Genomic DNA, 21,175 nt, shown 5'->3' on the forward strand with positions numbered 1-21,175 from the left:
GCCCTATCTGGTGCAGCAGAACAGGCGTGTCGGCGGCGAACCGATCCAGTCGGTGGCGTGGCCGTCGCATCCGATCCTCGCCGGCGGCCAGCATGTGGTCGTCGTCGGCGGCGGCGATACCGCGTCCGACTGCGTCGGCACCGCCTTCCGCCAGGGCGCGGTCCGCGTCACCCAGCTCGACATCCGTCCGCAGCCGCCGGAAAAGGAAGACAAGCTTTCGGTCTGGCCCTACTGGGCGACCAAGATGCGCACCTCGTCCTCGCAGGCCGAAGGCGCCGAGCGCGAGTTTCAGGTGGCGACGCTCGAGTTCATCGGCGAAGACGGCCAGCTGACCGGGGTCAAATGCTGCGAGGTCGACGAAAAGCGCAAGCCGATCGCCGGCAGCGAATTCGTCATTCGTGCCGATCTCGCGTTCATCGCCATCGGCTTTGCCGGGCCAGCCGCTCGCGGGCCGGTGTCGGAACTGGCCGGCCAGATGAAGATCGCCATTGACAGCCGCCGCTCGAAGAATGTCGAGGCCAATGACCGGGACTACAGGACCAGCGTCGAAAAGCTCTATGCGGCGGGCGACGTGCGGCGCGGCCAGTCGCTGGTCGTCTGGGCGATCCGCGAGGGCCGCCAGGCGGCGCGCGCCATCGATGAGGCGCTGATGGGATCGAGCGTGCTGCCGCGCTGAGTCCGTCTCGAGACCCTACTTGTGCGGCCACCTGAAGGCGCTTTCCGCCCTTCCGCTGCCCCGGGCAGCTTACGGACTGATCGCCGTGGTCGTTTCGGTTGTGGCCCCGGCCGCAGGCTGCCGCCTTGGCGGCCAAGAAAAATCGTCGGCGCGGCCGGGCGAAGCAGCGCTGGGTTTAAGTGCTTGGGGTGACACGGCGTGATCTCCGCCGTTGGCGGGAACAGGGCAGTGCAATAGTACTGCCCTGTTCCTTTTGATCAGAGGCCAGTGCGGATTTCTTCGGCAAGCGCCCTCAACGTCGTCTCGACGTCATCGCCGTTTGCCATCTTCTGCATCGCCACGGCCCATGCGTTCATGGCTTCGCCGAAGCCGACACGCGGTGTGAAAGCCAGCGCGGCTTGATCCTGTATCTTTTTGAAGCTGTCAACGAAGTTGTTGAACTCGGGCTGCGAAGCGTACTTAGTCTAGGTATCGTCCTGCCAGGTCGACGTGCGCGGCGGATTGACGAGCTGGCCAGCAAGGGCACCCTTGAGCGCCACCTGCTTGGAGGTGGCCCACGGGATGAACAGCCAGGCCGTGCCCTTCTTTTCGGAAGCCGCGTTCATGGCGAGAGCCCAGATCCAGATGTCAGAATCCAAGCTCGTGGCGCTCGGTGCGTGCAGCGGCGGAGCGAAGGCGATCTTGCCGGATGCCGGCTTCCCCGCAACATCGTTCCAGAAGCCGAACATTTTTGAGTCGATCGTCATCGCGGTGCGGCCGGACGAGATGCCGTCCACGACCTGGTTCCAGTTATCATTGGCGAAGGAAGGAGCCGCGCACTTCTTGATCATGTCCGAATGTAGTCGTATCCAGCATCGGTAAGCTTCGGATCACTCAGGTATTTGTCCAGCAGGCGCCACTCGGAGCGAGGTCCTACGCGGGCTGAATGCCAGTGCCGAACACATCCCATGCTGGCGACTTCGTCGTCAGTTGGATCGTCATCTTGTTCCAGTAAGAATCGTCTGGGTAGAGTTCCGGCGTGACCTTGATGCCGGGTCAGCTTCTCGAACTCCGGAAAGTTGCGCAGCGAGAGCATCCGCATAGGGGTGGATGTCGTAGGCCCAAGTTATGCTGGTCCCTTCGAATTGACGCCAGTTCACGGTGTCGGCAGCGGCCGAATTAGTGAGCGATGCCGAAACGGCAAGAAACGCCAAGTCAAAAGCAAGCTGTTTGCGTAGCGACGCGCACCTGTAACGAGTACGGGGAATGAGCGACCCATGTAATCCTCCCTGGGGCATTTTGCCAATTTTTGGGTCCACTCCTCCATCCCGAGTTTGCTCATAGCCACAATAAGCGGTTTCCAACGACCTCGCTCTGAATGCACCAGGCCAACTGGGTAAAAACGGGTAACCGGCACTTAAAGGCGATGTAGTATCGCCACCAGAAATACTGCTCCGTGGTGCTGGCCTTTGCCTGGGGGCGCAACACGGCAACTACCCGCTCAAAACGGTTGGTCCTCTACCTCTTATTCACCGTCGCTTTCCTCGCGGCCTAACCCGGCCGGAATATCCGTTGCCAGAAAAAGGCCTCGCGGCCGGTTCGAGGCGCATCCCTCCTCCGAAGCAGCACGCTCAAGTATCGTCACAAGCCCCGAGCGCTTCGCGTTCGGCGATGTCCAAATTCCGACAATGTCGGATACAGTCAGATCTACTGGATTGCGTTTGAATGGTTTTCTCATTTGGCACAGTACATGCGGGTCATCCGCAAAACACGTGACCGACCAACAAGAGTTCGCATGATCACCTTACCACAACATACAGCCGCCGCGGAACAATCACTTGGCCCCTGATCGCCCGCCCCGGCACCACAACCGGAGTCATCGATGTTCTGACAGGCTGCCCAAGGATACCTGCTGCAACAGGGCTTGCCCTGGTGACGACCACTCCGGCTCCGCCGGTTACCGACGAGGGCAAAGTGACGGATTTCCTGCTTTTCAACGGCATGGAGGTGGCTGTCATTCCCGACCACCGCGCCGCTCGTCACCGATATGGTCTGGTGCAGGATCGGCAGCGCGGATGAGCCGCCGGGGATATCTGCATGTCTTCGAGCATCTGATGCTCAAGGCGCCTCATGACGAGCACGGCTCCGTCGCCTGGAGAGATTGAACCCAAAGGGAGATTCAGATGTCTGAAGCGAATCAGGAAAAGTTGGACGCATTCTTGGGGAAAATGGTCGGCGATCTCGGTGCGATCGCAACGGGCGCGGGAGTCCTGCTGGGGGACAGACTCGGCCTGTTTAAGGCATTGCGCGAAGGCGGCAAGATGACGGCCGCCGAACTTTCGACACGCACCGGCACCCAGGAACGCCTCGTAAGGGAATGGCTTTCCGGGCAGGCGGCGGCGGGTTACGTCGACTACGATGAAGCGAGCGACAAATTCTATCTCAACGCCGAGCAAGAGCTGGTGTTCGCTGATGAAGACAGCCCGGCCTTCATGGCAGGCGCATTCGAGTTCCTGTCCGCGCTGTGGCTCGATGAAGAAAAGGTGAGGCAGGCATTCCAGTCCGGCAAGGGCGTCGGGTGGCACGATCATAGCGCGTGTCTGTTTCGCGGTACGGAACGGTTCTTCCGTCCAGGCTACAATGCCAATCTGATCGACTCCTGGCTGCCGGCCTTGGAGGGCGTCGTCGAGAAGCTCGAACGCGGCGTGGACGTCGCGGATGTTGGATGCGGTCATGGTGCATCGACCGTGCTCATGGCACAGGCCTTCCCCAATTCGCGCTTCGTCGGCTTCGACTATCATGCCCCCTCGATTGAGCGCGCCCGCAAGGCGGCCGAGGTAGCCGGCGTCGGCGTTAACACGCGGTTCGACGTGGCGGCCGCCAAGAGCTATCCCGGAACGTATGACCTCGTCACATTCTTCGATTGCCTTCACGACATGGGCGACCCGACGGGCGCCGCCACCCATGTCCACGGATCGCTCAAGCCGGACGGCACGTGGATGATCGTCGAGCCGTTCGCGCATGATCATCTGGCGGCGAACCTCAATCCCGTCGGCCGCGTTTACTATGCCGCTTCCACTTTCGTGTGCACGCCCGCATCCGTGTCGCAGGAAGTCGGGCTCGCGCTTGGAGCCCAGGCCGGTGAGGCGAGGCTGCGCAAGGTTGTGACCGGCGGCGGCTTCAAGCGATTGCGTCGCGCCGCGGAGACACCGTTCAACATGGTGCTGGAGGCCCGCCCTTAGCGTGGCCGTCGCCAGAAATTGCAGCTCATCGCATTTGATTGAAGATCACCGCCAAAAATCCGGACGCATCGGGGACATTTTCAAGGCGCCTGGGTTCACGCAGAGGTCGCTGCCGAGTTGTGTGCCAAGAGTCCCATACGTTGCGGCTCAGAAAGGACCCGACGCACGGCTACGAACATGCCCATAGTGATGGCCGCTATAATCACATATGCCCACCATGGCGCGTTCACAAAGCTGGTAAGCCACGTCGCACCGAACGCGCTTACGACAAAAACGAGAGCCTCGATAAAATGACTGAGCCTGTACACATTCAGTCGTCTCATCCTCATACCACCCATCCAAAGACTGAGCTTGTTGCGCTACTGCGACAGAGCCTAACATATTGGAGAGCGCTCACTATTTCTATGCTAAACAGTCTCGCCTGAGTATATGTTTTGAGTCGCTAATTATGGAATTCTGCCAGTCTGCATTTCCCCTGATCTGATGTAGAGCAGCTTCTAAGTGGGAATTAGTCCCCCATCGACCGGATCGGGCGACACGAACATGCGCTGAAGGCTTGGCGGAACGGCTACTGGGACCATGATGCTACTCGAATGCAAGATCGTGTCAGAACGTCCCGGGAAGGCTGCAGGCAGGGGATGTCAGGTCAATCAGCCTATAGATATGATACCGCCCATTCGCTGAGACTTCACGATGGGCATAGGAGGTGGGAATTCGTGCCTTGAGATGGACGCGGCTGTCGGAGCAGGCGAGCACGGCAGCAGCGATGGCCTGAACCTTCGGGCCGCTGACAAAAACGTTCACCACCGCACGCGAGCCGAACCCGTCGAGATACGTCTCGAAAGCATCGAGGTGGGCCATCAGCCCGAAAGCCTGGATGTCGCGAACTTCGCCATCTTCGAGCCGGTGGGTTTCACGTACCTTGGCCACCTGTTGATCGAGCAAAGCATCGATATGCGCATTCTTCTCGCTTCTTGGGACGAGGAGCGAGATCCGTTCCGGACTGACGATATCGATCAATCCGTAGAATACGTCGGCATCTCCTCCGATCCCCACGAGCAGGACTTTCTCTTCGCCCATTCCTCCGCTGCCTTGAAGATGAGGGACGGTGACGTATCGGTCCAAGCCGCTGGAAAAATCCTCTTTGCCGATCGCGTTCCCGTAGATACCTTCGGCGTACCCGAATTCGAGAGACTGAATCGACATTTTCTTGAATGCCACCGCAATCAGCCATTGGATGTAGATTCGCGGCATCGTCGAGCACTCGACGAAAACCTTCCGCAGGCTTCCTTCGTATGAGCCACATGAAGCGGCCATCTGAGTGAGCAGGTGATCGAGGAGATTGATGTTCTTCTGATACTCGATGGAAGGCTCGAGGGTGATCGCAGTCACTTCGACGCCCCATCGGGTACCCATAGCGATGAGCTTTCGCCGGTTTTCTTCGACGGCTGGGACGTTCGCTTCCTTCAGAGCAAAGTCCAGAACCACGATTTTGCCGACCTTCAGGTCAAGATGGTTTTCGAACGCGGCGAAACGCGTTTCCCATCCAAGCGCGACGATCGCGATATCTGCCTCCATCGTTTCGCAGGTACCTGCATCTCTCGCCTTCTCAGTGACGGCCAGATGGCCGAAGACTCGATACTCGACAGTTGAAGCGGTCATTCGAGATCGCTCTCGAAAAGCGAGTGCTGGAATTCGGTCTTGAGTGCGGGCCGCGCGACGAGCTCCTTAAACACCGAGTCGGCCCAGTCTTCTGGGAGCCGATGCCTGGTAAAAAGCAGGTCGACCATCTGCGCCGCAGGGATTGTGTTGATTTCGTACGGGCCGCGATAGGAGAACCCGAAGTAAGGTGCAAATCGCCGATGCAATCTGATCAGCATCTCCTTCGATGCGGGGTCGGCGCGGTCCACCTCAAAGTTGCCGGCGGCGGAGACCTCCCGGATAAACCCATCCCTTTCCGCCCGACGCAGGACCTCGTCCAGTTTTCCGCTGGGTTGCTCCAGTCGGTTCACCAGCGAGCGCATTTCCTTTAGATCAACCCTGAAAATGCCTCTCTCTGTCGTTCCTAGAGCATTTTCTTCGGCAAACTCTGTCTGGAGGCGAGCGGTCAGGTAACCCAACGCCCGCACCATGCGCACGCTCTCTTCTTCGTACGGATGTGAAAGCGCCTGAAGTCCATCAAGCTTCCGTTGAGAGGCGGCGTTCACAGCCTGTCTCTGCTGTTCGAGATGAATCTGTAAATCCGAGTTGATGAATTCCACCAGTTTTCGTGGATCACTGGAACTCGGAACACTGCGGCGGAAGATCTCTCCCATTATATCAAGGAAATCGCGTATACAGACGTCGCTCAATGATGTGATGATCTGGTGCCCTACGTACGGGTAGTCATGCAGACGCAGCATCTGGCACGCTTTCAGAAAAGCCCATCCCTGTTTCCGGGCGATCGACCTCTTCAGATTTGAAGCATCCGCCTTGCTCATGGGCCGGCGCTTGATTTCCGGGTTCATGAGCGCGAGCGCCAGCCCTTCGGCATAAGGGCGCGCTTTTCGATCAAGAAGGAATTGCTGCTGATCCGCCGTCCTCAAATTCACGGAGAGGAATTCACGTGCTGCATCAGCGAGTGCCACAAGCTCTTCTCTGCCCTCGGAATGACCCGATATGATAACCCGCTCGATGATGTCATTGACGGAAAGCCGCCCCAGCCGGTTTTTGAGCGAAAACGCGCTGAGCGCATCGTTGCGCTTGAGATCACTCCGCAGATGGTCAGGAAGCGCATAGTAGAGCCGAAGCGACGACACGTTCTCGCACAGCGTGGCGAACTCCCTCGGATCGACTGAATCAAGATTCTCGACGTCCCGGTCAGCATTCGAGAGCGACTGGCCGGGTATGATCGTCCGGATCGTGTCGTAAAGGCCGCCGATGTAGGCGAGGACCCATTTCACATTGCCGCGCGTCTTCCTCACCAAGGTGTTCAGGAACTGCTGTTGGAGCGGTGTCAGTGCCTCACAGTCGTCAATCAGGATCTTGAAGAAGGGCGCCCTGTCACCGGCGAAAGATGGGCCATTTAAAAGTGGGGTGATCGCGGTCGCGACCTTGTTAATGATCGCGCCAGGGTCTGTCGCTCTGAAGCCGGTCGCTCCCTCATCGGCGGCAAAGAAGAACGCGTTGAAGCATTCGTCGACGTACCGGGTTATCCCACCCCGCAGCTCATCTATGCTGAAGAAGTCGAGACGGGCAGGTTGGGGTATGAAGTGCAGCACTTCGCGATGCAGTGCCAAGGCGACGTCCCTATCTTCAGAGGCCCGGTATTTCAAGTGGCTGTCGCGTCTGAGCTGGCTGATGCTCTCGAGCAGGCGTTCGACTATCTTCAGCTCCAGATAGTGAGAGAAGATTACGAATTGCCGCGGGATCACGGCGGCCGTGTCGAAGCGTATCCGCTCCGGAATGAGGTTCAGAACCGCGTTGTCGATTAGGGGCGAAAATGTCTCATTGAGCTGGAAGAAGACGCCATACCAGCCGAGCTTGCCGACTTGGTCCGCGAGACTTTTGTCTTCGAGGATATGAACTGTGGAAAGCGAGCGAAGAATACTGGTCTTGCCGCTGCCTCTCGTCCCTGCGACGAAGACCGGCTTGGCGGCGGCAGAAATCAAGGCCGACTTCTGACTGAACCACAGTATCGGGCGACTTTCGTACTCGATCCTGTTGGGGCCGAACGGATTCTCCATCTCTATTCGTCCCTTACCTTAATGCGCCAAGCCGAGTTTGCCTTCGTGAGGCCGTCTATCTCGACGAAGCGCGCCGCTTGGAGCATCAGAAGAGAGTCTTCCAAATCTAGCCCGAGCTCGGCGGAGGCGGCAATCTCAGTGATCTCGTCCCAGAAGAGTAACCCATTCCCGCGCCTGGTGGCATGGTCGCGCAGTCGGCGCATCAGGTCAAACGTGTCGTTGTTCAGAAAGGCCTTGCCGTTGGACATAGTCGAGATGAAGCAATGTTCGCCTTCCATGACCGTCCCGTCGGCGACATTGGTGCGGTAGGGTATAAGTCGGATGCCGACGAGCTCTCCCTGATCGGTCGTGAAGAAGACGAGCTCATTGAAACCTGACTGTATCTCTGGTGCTGAGATGCAGATCAATTTGCCGTCCGGAAACCTTGGATCGTTGACGATCTCGACCGGATCGGCATGTATGTGTCCATGCAGGTAGACGATAGGCTTGTTGCCCTGCAGCAGCTGAGTTCTGACAAATCCGCTGTTGAGCATCTCCGCGTATGGCGTAATGCGCGGAGTCTTTTGTGGCAGCAGATTGTGATGGCCGATCATGATGCCGTAACGCATGTCGGGCTGCTGGAGCAATTCCTGTAGGCCTGCAAGCATCTCACGCGAGATGTATGGCGTGTCCATCTGACCGTAATACTCGTCGTCGGACGCCTCCTTGTCTGGATCGCTGGGAGGTGTCGCGGGCGAATGTCCCGAGGTGTCCGGCGAGCCGAGATCTACAGGTTCTGTAGAAGGACCGAGTGCCTCGAGACGATCACGAAGGAACGCGGGAAGGTTCTGAAGCTCCCAACTGCCTATCGCTGTGTTGACGAGGATGAAGTTTGCGCCTGCGGATCCTGTCGGAAGTCTGAAGTGCACGGGTTGGTCCACGGGAACGGTCTGCCAACCCAAGCGGGCGGCTAAACTCGCCATTTCGCTGAATTTCTCAGTCGGTCCAAGTTCGCGCGCGTCATCACGGTTCACATCGTGATTTCCCGGTACGAATATCAACGGAAGCGCCTTTGAACTGCGCCCCTGTGCGCGGCAGAGCAACGTGAAATGCTGGAATGCCGAAGCAATGAAAGTCTTGTCGCCACGGCTCGTGAAATCCCCCATGAAGGCGATCGAATCCAAGGGCTTCGAAGTCGTCAGCCGCCGAAGCTTCGTCAAGACGGCACGCAGCGAAGACGCGCGTAGCTTCTGCGTTATTTTCGGAGCGAACTTGCTATCCTTGGCATCGATGTTGCTAGAGGAAGGATGCCAATCCGGATAGTGAATATCGCCTACTTGAAGGATTCGCACCCGTCGCATAACTCGCCCCCCCGCCGAGAGCCATAGACTAATCCGTTCGCTTTTGCCAAGCGCGAAACGATCATCCGACCGCATCGCCTGGAAAGCGCGTTTATCTTTTTGTTGGTAATGGAGAGGCACGACGCAATTGTGCCCCCGGTTGCTTGTCTGCCCACCAAATGGGCACTCAATCTGGGCGCATGGCTTATGATTTCTCGAGTTTGTCCCATAACGAGTTTGAGGATTTGGCCCGCGACCTCGTAGGTCGCGAGATCGACAAGCGTTTCGAGGCCTTTCCCGAGGGACCGGACGACGCGATGGATGGTCGACATGCCCTTGCCGGCGGCGACATTGTGCAGGCGAAGCACTACCAGCGGTCAGGCTTCTCGGCGCTGAAATCCAAGATGAAGAGCGAGCGCACAGCCATTGATGGCTTGGCGCCCTCGCGATACTTCCTCGTCACGTCGGCTTCGCCCGCGGCAGGCGGACACCGGCATGCGCAGCAGGATGAAGCCAGTGAGGGCCAGTAATACACGACAATAGTCATTAGGCTAGAGTACAGTCGCCTTGGGAGGCTGTTCGAATTCAATCCGGCGCTTTTCGGCATCCTTTTTTCGTTTGGTGGTGTCGATACGATATTGGTCAATTCCATCAAGATCGCTCTTCATATCGTTTGGTGTTGGAACTGGAATGGCCTTGGCGGACGCCATGTCATGTCCAGAACGCTCCGAAACTCGCTTCATGGCCCAATAGATTCGCTTGTGGTCTTCGTCCTCGACCACCACACCCTTCAGGCTCTGTGTCTTGACATCGCTGTTAAATCGCTCGACGACTTTACCGAGCAGGATTTCTTCAACGAGCCTCTCCCAGGTTTCCCGAAGATCGCTGTAGAAATCCTTCGCTGACCTTCGCCAAGCATCGGTGGTGAAATCAGTGGCGCCGTCGAAGCTCTTCAGGCGCGTCTTGAGAGTCTCGATGCGCTTCGTGACAGACTGTGCGATCCACGGCTCGTCAGTTTCGCTAATCAAGCCAAAACCGGCAGATTCGGACTTGTTGATGTAGTTTCGAACAAGGGGAATCGGCGGATTGGCCTGCGCAGCTGCGTCAACCACCTCGTTGAAGAACAGAAGATTATGGGTGAAAATAATAATCTGACGTCCTGTGGCCGCTTCTTTTACGAGCCTTGCCGCGACCCGCCTGATCCGAACATGGTCGAGAGATGACACGGGGTCGTCGATGATCATGCCTTGACGCGATGTGTCTCCTCCGACCTCGGCTAAGAAACAGGCCAGGGCAAGCGCGCGCTGCTCTCCTTCGCTTAAGACCTTGCTGTTTGAGATCGCTTTTGCCGCGTTGAGCCCGACCTCGAAATAGCTCTGCCCATCTTGACTACGATCATTAACTGCGAACGGGATGTGCGTTAACGCCAGAGTCTCAATCTCGGCGACGACGCGCTTTTCGAGATCCTGCATGACGAGGCTTCGTCGAAGCGACGTCATCTGCCGTGACACCGAGCCTGTTTCGACAGCATCGCAGCATGAGAGAAGCTTGCGCCGCTCTTCGAGATTCGCCAAGCGCGCGAGAACGATGGTGAGATCGTCGCCCAGTTTTTTCCGATCCTTGAGTGTATCGCGACGAGCTCGATCGGTAGCGCGGTTCCCGTCGTCGGCCGCTGCCTTGTCGTCCGTCAGCGCTTCGGCCTCTAGCGCCTCCGCCTCCGTTCGGAGTTTCGATGCAACTGGCGCCGCAAGTTGCGGGAACGCAGCGTACTCGGACAGCGCAGCCGCAACGACAATTGCATCACGCCTTTTACCTGCCTCGACATAATATGCCGAGATCAGGGCCACCATCGCCTTGCGTGCGGCGGACAGATCGCCAAACTCTCCGAGAGCCGCCTCAACCGCCTCCCCGGTCGCAATGGTGAGTCCTTTGATTTGGCGCAGGGCCTCTTCATGGGCAATAGATGCGACTTGCGCCGCCTTATTTGCGGCGCCCGTTACGAAGTCATTGAAGGATTGGATCCGCCCCGCGGCGTCCGCCGTCATCGGCTCCTGGCAGAGCATGCAACGATCGCCTTCCTGATCTGGCAAGTGCTGATGATCGATGCCAGTGACGCTCGCTAAATAGGCTCGTGCATGGTCGAACATATACCGCCAGGGAGAAAGCCCAACGCCGCTCAACGGCATAGTCGCGAACGCTCCTGAGGCGGCAAGTTGTGCAGCCTGCGCTGTAGAATCGGCTGTTGCATATAGATTGCGATAAATCTCGAGGGCCGCCGCTGAGAGAGCCGCGTCGATCTGTTCAGATGCAGTCAGCAGTTTTTCCAAGGCCGCCTTGGCACGCCGACGCTTTGTCGCCATCGTTGAAGGGTCGCTTGCCAGAGCCTGTTCGAGGCCAGCGAGATCAGCCATGTCCTGCTCTGAGAGGGCAGCGAGGTTTTTGATTTCGGCTGCGGAAGGCATCACGTCCTTTGACTTGATTTCGAGACGAGCCAGCAGCTTTACGACCGCGCCGGCAGCTGTGTACCCACTCGGCAATGGTGTCTTTAGGTTCTTTTCGATCGCTTTGATTTCTTCCCGGAAGTCGGCTTCGAGCTCGGTGCGGTGACGTCCATGGCTTTCGAGAAGCGCGATGGCTGCGGGCAGAAAACCGATACGGTTTTGCTTATCGACGTAGAGGCGAGCGTTCGCGGAGTCGAAAACGGAGATCCGTGCAATTGACGCGGGGGGCAGCGTTCCGTCCTTCCAGGTTATGGGGGTCGGTTCCGTAGCACCCTCTTCGAGAAACCGGACAAGCACTTCGGCTGGCGGTTTGGTGCCGATCTCGAACACGTTGCCAAGAAGATCATCCGCCGTCAGACTACGGCAAAGCTTCTTCGCGATCCGGCAATAGCCGCTCTTTCCGCTTCCATTGTCGCCGTAGATAATGGTGATGCCATCGGTGGCGAAACGCAGTTGCTGCTCTTCGGCGAGGCGGTTCAAATGCTTGACGGGGCCGAGTGAGCAAAGCACCGCGCGCGGCTCGTTCGAACTGTTGGCCCTCAAATGCTCCGCCGAGAGCGGAGAGCATTCGGGCAGATCAGCGGTAAATCCACCGACGTGGCGGACCCGAGCTGTTACACCGGCCTTATCCTCCTGCTCGAGGTTGAAGCCCGGCCGCGCGGCGTGTCTTCTTAAGGCATCCCTAATCCAGTCGGGCTGCTTATCCGCCCATTCCAAAAGTCCAACCTCGGCCATTCCTGCCCCCCGAATCTTACCATCATTATACTTATTGATTAGTCCAGATTCGATGAATTCGCTTGTCTGGACAAATTTTCCTCGCGATCGCACATAGAGTGCTGGAGATGTACCCAATAAATGACCTCCCCCCGCGCCGCTAGGTCAGCAAACAAATGCTTCAGCGATCAAACGTCTCCACAACGACATCAGCAATCAAAGGCATTGGACCGCGCGCACGAATTTAGGTAGCCGGCAACGCGTACGAGGAGATAGAGCTGGAAGTGCGTGCCTTTCGATAGTCTATGGGCGGAATTCGACCGCCTCACCGATAGGCCGATCGAGGTTCGCCGTCACTGTCGGGCTGGGTCCGAGTCCGCGATAGGCGCCACGACAGCGCTCGCGATAGGCGCGCAACGCTTGGTCCATGGCGCCCGGACCGCCACACATTTGCGGATGACGTCCTGCCCGTCTTGGGTTTCAGCAGCGTGCGCCGGCGCTCCGATTTCCGCGACTTTTGGATCCCCTCCAATCGTGACGACCGATTATCGCCTGTCTCCATTTCGACCGTTATCTGGGCGGTAACACTTTTAGAAATCTATGCTGCTGGACATAAGCGGCGACCATACCGAGAATTTACTTTCAAATTCTGGCGGCAAAGTTCTATCGTAAATGAAAATAGGGGATGGGGTATGGAAACGAGTTCGGAGACTGGCGATGCTGCCGGTATATCAGCCGCGCCCGTAATAGAAGTCGTGGCGGACATCGCCGCCAGCTTTACATATGCGTCCTTCCAAAATGCTATTCCGGTGATCCGGTCTATCGCGCTCAACAACCCGACCCAGCAGGGTTTCGAAAAATGCACTCTCGAGCTGACATCGAACCCCCCTTTTTTGCGCGCCAAAAGCTGGACAATTGATCGGATCGTTGCTGGCGACCGGCTTCCCTTAAGCGATCGAAAAATCGATCTCGACGCCGGCTATCTGGCCGGTCTCAACGAGGCTGAGCGCGGGGAGATAACGTTGCGCCTAACCTCAGGAGGCGCAGTGCTGGCCGAGCAGCGCGTTGCGGTGCGCCTGCTTGCCCGCGACGAATGGGGTGGCGTCGTCGATATGGCGCAATTGCTCGCCGCATTCGTCATGCCGAACGACCCGGCGATCGCAGGACTGCTGCGTTCCGCAGCGGAGCTGCTCGCAGCGCATGGTCATCCTTCCAGCCTCGATGGCTATCAAAGCGGCAATCCGCAACGCGCATTCATGCTGGCGGCCGCAATTTATTCGGCCATTGCTGGCCTATCGCTGCATTATGCAGAGCCACCTGCGAGCTTCGAAAGCCGCGGCCAAAAAATTCGACGTCCCTCAATTATTACGGCAGAAAAGCTGGCAACCTGTCTCGATACCAGTCTGTTATTCGCGTCCGCCCTGGAGGCGACGGGCTTGCATCCCGTCGTTTTGATGTTTCAGGGACACGCGGCCGTCGGCGTCTGGATGACACAAAGGACGCTCGCCAACGCCATTGAACCCGATGCCATGGAGGTCCGCAAGGCGCTGGCATCGCGCGAACTCATCGTGTTTGAGACGACAGGCGTGACGCATCGGCCGGCGATGACGTTGGAGGCTGCCCAACACGCAATCGAACAGCGGCTCGACGAAACGCAGGTAGCCACCTTTGTCGCAGCCATCGATATACGCCGCTCGCGCAGCGGCGGCATCACACCGCTTGCTTCGCACGAACCGACGCGCCGCAGCGTGGATGCAGAGGCGGCAACCGAAATCGCGTTGCCGTTGCCAGCCGCACCGGCCGTGGTAGCCCTGCCGGTCGAGATCGTCGAGGTAAAGCCGACGACAGCGGCCGGACGGATCGACCGCTGGCAGAAAAAGCTCCTCGATTTGACACTGCGGAACCGCCTGCTCAATTTTCCGGACTCCAAGAAGACAATTCCGTTTCTTTGTACTGACGTCGGCTACCTCGAGGACCGTCTGATGGCAGGCGCTTCGATCCGGCTGATTTCGCTCCCCGAACAGAATCCACTGGGCGAGCGGGATGCTGTCCTCTATCGCGAGGTGCACGGACGTGACCTCCAGCGTGGCTTTGCCGCGGAAGCGCTTCTGCGCGACGAGCTCCCGTCGACGCTCGATGGGCGTCAATTGGAATCCCGGCTGATCGATCTTTACCGGCAAGTGCGCAACGATTTTGCCGAGGGCGGCGCGAATACGCTCTTCCTGGCGGTCGGCTTCCTGCGCTGGAAGAAGAAGGCCGAGGACGAGCGCAGCTATCGCGCGCCATTGCTGCTCGTACCGGTCAAAATCGAGCGCCGCAGCGCAACATCGCATTTTACCTTGCGCTTCCATGAAGATGAACCGCGATTCAACGCAACCTTGTTGCAGTTTCTCGAACGCGACTTCGAGCTCAAACTGCCACAGTTTTCCGGTGAGCTGCCCGAGGACGAAAGCGGCGTTGATGTGCCGAGGCTGCTCGGTCTTATGCGCCAGGCAGTGCGCGACGTCCCCGGCATGGAGGTGGTGGACGAGACGGCGCTGTCGACCTTTTCCTTCGCCAAGTTTCTCATGTGGAAGGATCTGGTCGAGCGTACCGATGCGCTGCGCGAAAACCGTGTCGTGCGCCATCTGATCGACACGCCGGAGATAGCTTTCGAGGGCAATGGCGCATCATTCCGCGACGAGCGCGAACTCGACCGGCACTATGCCCCGTCCGACATGGTTTTGCTGCTGCCGGCCGACTCCTCACAGACCGCCGCAAGTCTTGCCGCCGCTGAGGGTCGCGATTTTGTCATCATCGGTCCTCCCGGCACTGGCAAGAGCCAGACCATTGCCAACATGATTGCCAACTGTCTTTCAGTTGGCAAAACCGTGCTGTTTGTGGCCGAGAAGACGGCGGCGCTCGATGTGGTGTATCGCCGCCTGCGCGAACATGGCCTGGGCGCGCATTGTCTCGAACTCCATTCCAGCAAGGCGGACCGACGCAACTTTCTCACCCAGCTCAGGATCAGCTGGGAAAGCGGCGTGCGCGTGGACGCAGCGGAGTGGATTGCGATCAACGAGCGGCTTCGCGTCCGTCGCGACGAACTGAATGCCTATGTCGAAGCGCTGCATCGGCACCATGTCAATGGTCTGACGCCTTATCTGGCGCTCGGCATCGCTCTCAAGAACAAGCGGCAGCACGCTCCGAGATTGTCCTGGCCATCGCGCGATTCCCATGACGAGGCAAACCGGCTGGCGCTGGAGCATATTGCCGCCGAAACAGGTCTCGCATTTCAGTCGGTGGAGATGCGGTCGGTCTTGCGTCTTATAGATGTCACCGAGTGGACGTCAGGCTGGCAGGACAATTTGCTCGAAGGGGCAAAGACCCTCAAGAATGCGTCCGAGGTTCTAGCGACCGCACTCGACGCCTTCCTGGTGAGCATCGGCCTGCGCGCCAAAGGCGACGCGTCAAAAGCGGAGCTCGAAGCGCTGCGAAAACTAGCAGCGGCACTCCAGGACAGTGCCGGCTATGACGTCAGCATTGTCTTTGATCGAGATTTCGCCCAGTTGCGGGGAGCCCTCGCCACTCTCAATGAGGCAATCGGAGACTATCGCAAGTCTCGCAAGGACCTGTCGGCCCGCTATGACGAGGCTGCCGTTGCGCGCATACGGGTGGAGGACATAGAGCAGCAATGGCAGCAGGCCGCTTCTGCATTCTGGCCAAACAGTCAGTTGGGCAAACGCAAAGTCCAGAAGCTGCTTCAAGGCTATGTCACAGAGGGGGTAGCCGATCCTCAGCACGACTTGCTGCTGTTGCGCCTGATGCAGGACCGCCGGGCCACTGTCGAAGCCAACATCCTATCTGGGAAGCCGATCGGATTTGCCGCACTTGATACCGACACCCACCGTATCGATCAGATACTCTCGATGGCCGAAAGGCTTCGACAGACGCTACGCCTGCCCGGCCTCGGCACGGAGGATTTCAAAGCGCTCCTGCAAGCAACCGCCCCGAGCCTGCGAAGCGGTGCAGCAGATAGCACGATGCGCTATGGGGCAGCCCGCTTCCTTGCGGCTTCTGCAGCATTCGAGGCTGCCAAGACCCAATTTGCGATCCCTGCTGGAAAGACGCCTTCTTGGGCAGAACATGATAACCCGCTGACCGAATTGACGACTGCGATGGGAGACTTGCTCGACGCCCGTCATCTTCTCCGGGACTGGACTTCGTGGTGCGGCATTCGTCGCAGGGCTGTCAGTCACAATCTGGGAGCGTTGGTCGACGATATCGAGGCGGGTCTAGTGCGACCAGCTGAAGCTCAATCCGCGTTCCGCCTGGCCTATGTACGCTGGTGGCTGCCGGCCACGCTGGATGCCGATCCGGTGCTGCGGAATTTCCGTCGCTTCCAGCACGAGCACGCCATCGAAGATTTCCGGGAAATCGACGATCTTGTCCGCGCTCAAGCAAGCCTTCGCGTCATCAGTGCCATCGCTCATGGTTTGCCGGCTGTGCAAGGCGTCCCGCGCAATTCCGAGTTGGGCCTGTTGCGCCATCAGATGGAATTGCAGCGGCCCAGCCGGTCAATCCGCGAGATGATTGGCGCGATGCCGACGAGCTTTGCCAAGCTCGCGCCGTGCATGCTGATGTCCCCTCTTTCAATCGCTCAATATCTACCGCCCGACCAAGCCCTGTTCGACGTGGTGATTTTCGACGAAGCATCGCAGATCACCACCTGGGACGCCGTCGGTGCCATCGCGCGAGCCCATCAAACCATAATCGTAGGCGATCCCAAGCAGTTGCCGCCCACCAATTTCTTTGGCCGCAACGAGGAGGACGAGGAAGTCGTCGAACACGAAAAGGATCTTGAGAGCATTCTCGACGAAGCCAAAGCGGCCGGCATCCCGGTACGTGACCTGCGCTGGCATTATCGTAGCCGCAATGAGTCGCTGATCGCCTTTTCCAACCATCACTACTATCAGAACCGGCTCATCACATTCCCTTCGCCAACGGTGGAAGATCGGGCAGTTCAGCTGCGAAAAATCACGACCGGCATCTATGACCGTGGCAAAAGCCGCACCAATCGAATCGAAGCCCAAGCGGTAACCGACGAGGCGGTCAGCAGGATGCGGCGTTGGCTGGCCCTACCGGAAAAGGACCGACCCACGCTCGGAGTCATCACTTTCAACGCGCAACAGCAGTCGCTCATCCTCGACCTTTTCGACAAGGCACGCCAGACAGAGCCGGAGCTTGAATGGTTCTTTGCCGACGAGCGTATTGAGCCCGCCATCGTCAAGAATCTGGAAAATGTCCAAGGGGACGAGCGTGACATAATCCTGTTTTCGATCACCTTTTCGCAAGATAATGCCGGCAAGCGCAGCATGGATTTCGGCGCGCTGAATCGGGACGGCGGCGAACGCCGGCTGAATGTCGCGGTGACGCGTGCGCGGCAGGAACTGATCGTATTTTCAGGTTTTGCCGCCGACCAGATCGACCCCAACCGAACCAAAGCGATCGGCGTACAGCATCTCAAAGCCTTTCTCGATTTTGCCGAACGCGGCGCTGTGGCATTGCCAGCGCAGGAACGCGGATCGGTCGGAGCCCTGGAATCCCCTTTCGAGGAGGCCGTCGCTGCCGAGCTTGAGAAGCGCGGATGGACCATCGTTCCTCAAGTCGGCATTTCGGGCTTTCGAGTGGATATAGGGATCCGGCATCCCGATCTCGCCGGCGCCTATCTGGCTGGGGTCGAATGCGACGGCGCGACCTATCACAGTTCTGCCACGGCGCGAGATCGAGACAAGGTCCGCGAGCAGGTCCTGCGCGGCCTCGGGTGGAACATTGTCCGGGTATGGTCAACCGATTGGTGGTTTGATCTCGAAGGTTGCACCGAGAGGCTTCATGCCAGCCTGGCCGCGCTGCTCGAGGAAAGCCGTCGCAAACAGGCTGAACAACAGGAAAGTGAAGCCGCGATCCATTGGGACATGGGACATAAGGTCGACCCCATGGACCCATTGCCAGCCGAAGACCTAGCATCGGCCGGCGAACCGGAACATCCGTCGATAAAATCAGAGCCAGAACTTGTCGCCGCTCCCCTCGCGACGGGAGAGCGCCCATCGGCATCTGCAGGAATTTTGCCTGCGGCCGCGCATTCGACGCATGATACCGTACCGACGGGCGGCCGTTATCGCCTGACTGATCTAACCGGATTTTCCACCAGCCCGGATCAGTTTTATGACTTCGTCTACCGAGGCACGCTGCGGTCCATGGTCGACGCGGTGATCGAGCAGGAAGGACCTCTGCGAGATGACGTCCTTGCGCAGCGCATCGCACGGGCGCATGGCTGGCTCAGAACGGGCAACAAGATTCGGGAGCGGATCGACCTGCATCTGCGCGAGTTCGATAGAACTGAAGAATCCAGCGGCAGCTTCCTATGGAAGAGAGGGACGGTGGTCGACCTGCTTGATTATCGCATGCCGTTCGATGCCGATGCCCGCCGGTCCATTGCCGACATTCCAATCGCCGAGCTGGCCGCTGTCGTCGTTGCGAACGAGGACATTCTGGAACAGTCCGACCCCGCTCTCGACCTTGCACGTCTGCTCGGTGTCGAGCGACTTGCGGCGATTTCACGCTCCCGGCTGGATGAAGCCATCGATCGCGCCCAGCGCAACCTGGCATCGACATAGTCTCGGAGACTCCATGTTTCGATTCATCCACAGCTCCGATCTTCATATCGGCAAGCGGTTCGGCAACATGCCAGAGGATCTGCGCGGGCGGCTCCGTGAAGCGCGCCATGGCGCGATCAGCCGGCTGGCAGAGCAGGCACGCGTCCATGGTGCATCCACCATACTTCTGGCCGGCGATACGTTCGATACCGAAACGCCCACTCCAGCGATGTTGCGGCAGGCCATGGCCGAGATGAGCCAGAGCGCGCCTCTGCGCTGGATATTGCTGCCTGGCAACCATGATTCCCTGTTGGCTGATCAATTGTGGAGTGCAGCGGACAGCGTTGTGCCGGACAATGTCCTGCTGGCGACGCGGCCCGAAACCCTGACCATTGGCGCGGACGTGGCGCTGCTGCCTGCACCTTGCACCACCCGCAGACCCGGTCGCGACCTTACCGAGTGGATGAACAGCGCCGCGACGCCGCAAGGCGCCATCCGGCTCGGCCTTGCTCATGGCGCTATTCAGAACTTTTCCGAAGATTCAGCAGCGTCCGATGTCATTGCACCAGATCGCGCGACTAAGGCCGGCCTCGATTATCTGGCACTTGGCGACTGGCACGGACCCGTCACCATCAATGAGCGCAGCCGTTATAGCGGTGCGCCCGAACCTGACCGTTTCAAGCATGATACACCCGGTCAGGCCCTTGTCGTTTCCATTGCCGGGCCTGGCGCCGTGCCCGAGATCGTGGCCGTTGAAACAGCTAGCTTTTCCTGGAAAACCGCTCCCCTGCATCTGCTGTCTGGCGACGACAGCGCCGCGGCATTTGAAGCGTTGCTTCCACCGGCTCATCTGCGGCGTCAGACTTTGCTGCGAATTGCCGCGTCTGGCCGGGTGCGGTTAAGTGGGCGAACGATCCTTCAAGCGGCGATCGCGGTAGCCGCGCCCGACTTCGCCTATCTGGAACTGGACGGGGACGGGCTCGCGACCGACTGCGAAAGTGGCGATTTGGATCGGATCGACCGCTCTGGTGCCCTTCGCGAGGCAGCGCAGGCACTGTTGGATGAAAGCAGCGACGAAACCCGGTCGGCTGTCGAACGCGACATATCGCGAGAAGCACTGGTTCGGTTGTTCAGCTATTGCGAGGCGATGGGATCATGAAACTTACGGCCCTTCGGCTCCACAACGTCAAACGGTTCGCCGGGCAAGGCGTCGCCATCGAAAACATCGGCGACGGCGTCAACGTGCTTTGCGCGGTCAATGAGTTCGGCAAATCAACCTTCTTCGAAGCGCTGCACGCACTCTTTTTCCAGCCTCACACGGGCACACCCGAAGGCGTGCGACTGTTGCGGCCTTACAGTGGGGGCAATCCGGTGGTGGAGGCCGACATCACCACTTCAGAAGGACGCTATCGACTTGCCAAGCAGTTTTATGGCGGCAGGCTGGCCAGCGTTATTGACCTCGACGGCGGGCGACTGTTGGCTCAAGCCGATGAGGCCGAAGCCTTTATCGGCAAACTAATCCATGGCGGAAGCGCAGGACCGGCAGGATTGCTCTGGGTTCGCCAAGGGGTCACCGGCATCGAAAGGCGCAGCAAAAGCGAGGAGGACGGCGAAAAACGCGTGCGCGAAAGCCTACTGTCCTCGGTTCAGGGGGAAGTTGAAGCCCTGACCGGCGGGCGACGCATGGCCGAAATCGCCGCGGCATGTGAAGAAGAACTCTATAGCCTGGTTACGTCAACGCTGCGTCCCAAGAGCGGCGGTCTCTATGCGGCAGCGCTCGACGAGCGTGACAAGCTGGTGAAAGACGAGCAGCGTCTCAGCGCCGAAGTCACCGGTCTGCGCGATTCGCTCGACAAGCGGCGCATGGCGTTGGCGCGTCTGTCTGAGCTTGAAAACCCCGAAGAAGGCGCCACTCGGCGGGAAGCCATCTCGGCCGCGGAAGCCGCAGTCGAGGCCGCCAAATCGCACAGCGAAGCCTTGAAAGCCGCCGAGGCGGAAGCTGCCCTTGCCGCAATTCACCACGACGCGGCGCAGCAGGCCCTCGATAGTTTTCGGACCGCGCTCAAACGAGCCACGGATTTGCGCCAGCAGTCGACGATTGCGCAGCTTCGCCGCAGTGAGGTTCTCGATCGGCGCGCTTCTGCCATTGCCGAAAACGAACAAGCGATGGGCGAAGTTCAAGCAGCCGAACTGGAAGAGCGCGAAGCACGCGAATTGCTCGCGCGGCTGGATGCGACTCTTTTGGCGCGTGACGCTGCCGAACAACTGGCCGGCTCGGACAACCGGTTGAAACAAGCCGAAGTCGCCAGAACCCAGATCGAAGATGGAGAGGCAGCACTGGCGATGCTGGCGGTGCCGGAACAAGCTGTCGAGCAACTCCAGGC

11 protein-coding genes and 1 pseudogene are annotated in these 21,175 nt (G+C 58.9%); 7 read left to right on the forward strand and 5 right to left on the reverse strand.

Annotated features, from left to right (window positions below):
* Nucleotides 1-676 (forward strand): FAD-dependent oxidoreductase (locus EOA29_RS04865; protein WP_164782091.1); only part of this gene is annotated, 676 nt, incomplete at its 5' end.
* Nucleotides 677-1,140: 464 nt separating this feature from the next.
* Here EOA29_RS04865 and EOA29_RS42800 read toward each other — a convergent pair.
* The gene (locus EOA29_RS42800; protein WP_245454714.1) at nucleotides 1,141-1,506 is read right to left on the reverse strand and encodes an extracellular solute-binding protein; all 366 of its coding nucleotides are present in this window, start codon (nucleotides 1,504-1,506) and stop codon (nucleotides 1,141-1,143) included.
* A 1,054-nt stretch (nucleotides 1,507-2,560) separates the two neighbouring features.
* Between EOA29_RS42800 and EOA29_RS04875 the strand changes: the two are divergent.
* A pseudogene (locus EOA29_RS04875) lies at nucleotides 2,561-2,781 on the forward strand (insulinase family protein); the annotation flags it as partial.
* 57 nt (nucleotides 2,782-2,838) lie between these two features.
* Nucleotides 2,839-3,897, forward strand: coding sequence for a class I SAM-dependent methyltransferase (locus EOA29_RS04880; protein WP_024504268.1), 1,059 nt, complete (start codon nucleotides 2,839-2,841; stop codon nucleotides 3,895-3,897).
* Nucleotides 3,898-4,503: 606 nt separating this feature from the next.
* On the opposite strand, the gene EOA29_RS04885 is transcribed toward EOA29_RS04880, so the two are convergent.
* Genes EOA29_RS04885 through EOA29_RS04895 form a run of 3 tightly spaced genes read right to left on the reverse strand, consistent with a single transcriptional unit; the run spans nucleotide 4,504 to nucleotide 9,082 of the window.
* Nucleotides 4,504-5,559, reverse strand: a complete 1,056-nt coding sequence (locus EOA29_RS04885) for a hypothetical protein (protein ID WP_126057630.1) — start codon at nucleotides 5,557-5,559, stop codon at nucleotides 4,504-4,506.
* Complete coding sequence (locus EOA29_RS04890; protein ID WP_126057629.1) at nucleotides 5,556-7,622, reverse strand: hypothetical protein; 2,067 nt, start codon at nucleotides 7,620-7,622, stop codon at nucleotides 5,556-5,558. The genes EOA29_RS04885 and EOA29_RS04890 overlap by 4 nt, the downstream gene beginning before the upstream one ends.
* A gap of 2 nt (nucleotides 7,623-7,624) precedes the next feature.
* Nucleotides 7,625-9,082, reverse strand: a complete 1,458-nt coding sequence (locus tag EOA29_RS04895; protein WP_126057628.1) for a metallophosphoesterase — start codon at nucleotides 9,080-9,082, stop codon at nucleotides 7,625-7,627.
* Between the two features lie 104 nt (nucleotides 9,083-9,186).
* On the opposite strand from EOA29_RS04895, the gene EOA29_RS04900 reads away from it, so the two are divergent.
* Entirely contained in the window at nucleotides 9,187-9,471 is a 285-nt protein-coding gene (locus EOA29_RS04900) for a hypothetical protein (protein ID WP_185928960.1), read from the forward strand.
* A gap of 21 nt (nucleotides 9,472-9,492) precedes the next feature.
* Here the strand turns inward: EOA29_RS04900 and EOA29_RS04905 are convergent, their stop codons facing one another.
* Complete coding sequence (locus EOA29_RS04905; RefSeq protein WP_126063811.1) at nucleotides 9,493-12,177, reverse strand: AAA family ATPase; 2,685 nt, start codon at nucleotides 12,175-12,177, stop codon at nucleotides 9,493-9,495.
* 671 nt (nucleotides 12,178-12,848) lie between these two features.
* Here EOA29_RS04905 and EOA29_RS04910 point away from each other — a divergent pair.
* The 3 genes from EOA29_RS04910 to EOA29_RS04920 form a co-directional block, all read left to right on the forward strand.
* Nucleotides 12,849-18,812 (forward strand): DUF3320 domain-containing protein, encoded by a 5,964-nt coding sequence (locus tag EOA29_RS04910; protein WP_126057627.1) that lies wholly within the window; start codon nucleotides 12,849-12,851, stop codon nucleotides 18,810-18,812.
* A gap of 13 nt (nucleotides 18,813-18,825) precedes the next feature.
* On the forward strand, nucleotides 18,826-19,950 hold the full coding sequence (locus EOA29_RS04915) for a DNA repair exonuclease (protein ID WP_126057626.1): 1,125 nt from the start codon (nucleotides 18,826-18,828) through the stop codon (nucleotides 19,948-19,950).
* A partial coding sequence (locus EOA29_RS04920; protein ID WP_145969625.1) for an ATP-binding protein occupies nucleotides 19,947-21,175 on the forward strand: 1,229 nt, incomplete at its 3' end. The genes EOA29_RS04915 and EOA29_RS04920, both read left to right, overlap by 4 nt.

It is taken from the genome of Mesorhizobium sp. M1E.F.Ca.ET.063.01.1.1 (assembly GCF_003998155.1).
GTDB lineage: Bacteria > Pseudomonadota > Alphaproteobacteria > Rhizobiales > Rhizobiaceae > Mesorhizobium.

Bases quoted from the DNA above. Each gene is read 5' to 3' on its own strand.
- EOA29_RS42800 (WP_245454714.1), bottom strand. From the start codon at position 1,506: ATGATCAAGAAGTGCGCGGCTCCTTCCTTCGCCAATGATAACTGGAAC.
- EOA29_RS04880 (WP_024504268.1), top strand. From the start codon at position 2,839: ATGTCTGAAGCGAATCAGGAAAAGTTGGACGCATTCTTGGGGAAAATG.
- EOA29_RS04885 (WP_126057630.1), bottom strand. From the start codon at position 5,559: ATGACCGCTTCAACTGTCGAGTATCGAGTCTTCGGCCATCTGGCCGTC.
- EOA29_RS04890 (WP_126057629.1), bottom strand. From the start codon at position 7,622: ATGGAGAATCCGTTCGGCCCCAACAGGATCGAGTACGAAAGTCGCCCG.
- EOA29_RS04905 (WP_126063811.1), bottom strand. From the start codon at position 12,177: ATGGCCGAGGTTGGACTTTTGGAATGGGCGGATAAGCAGCCCGACTGG.
- EOA29_RS04910 (WP_126057627.1), top strand. From the start codon at position 12,849: ATGGAAACGAGTTCGGAGACTGGCGATGCTGCCGGTATATCAGCCGCG.
- EOA29_RS04915 (WP_126057626.1), top strand. From the start codon at position 18,826: ATGTTTCGATTCATCCACAGCTCCGATCTTCATATCGGCAAGCGGTTC.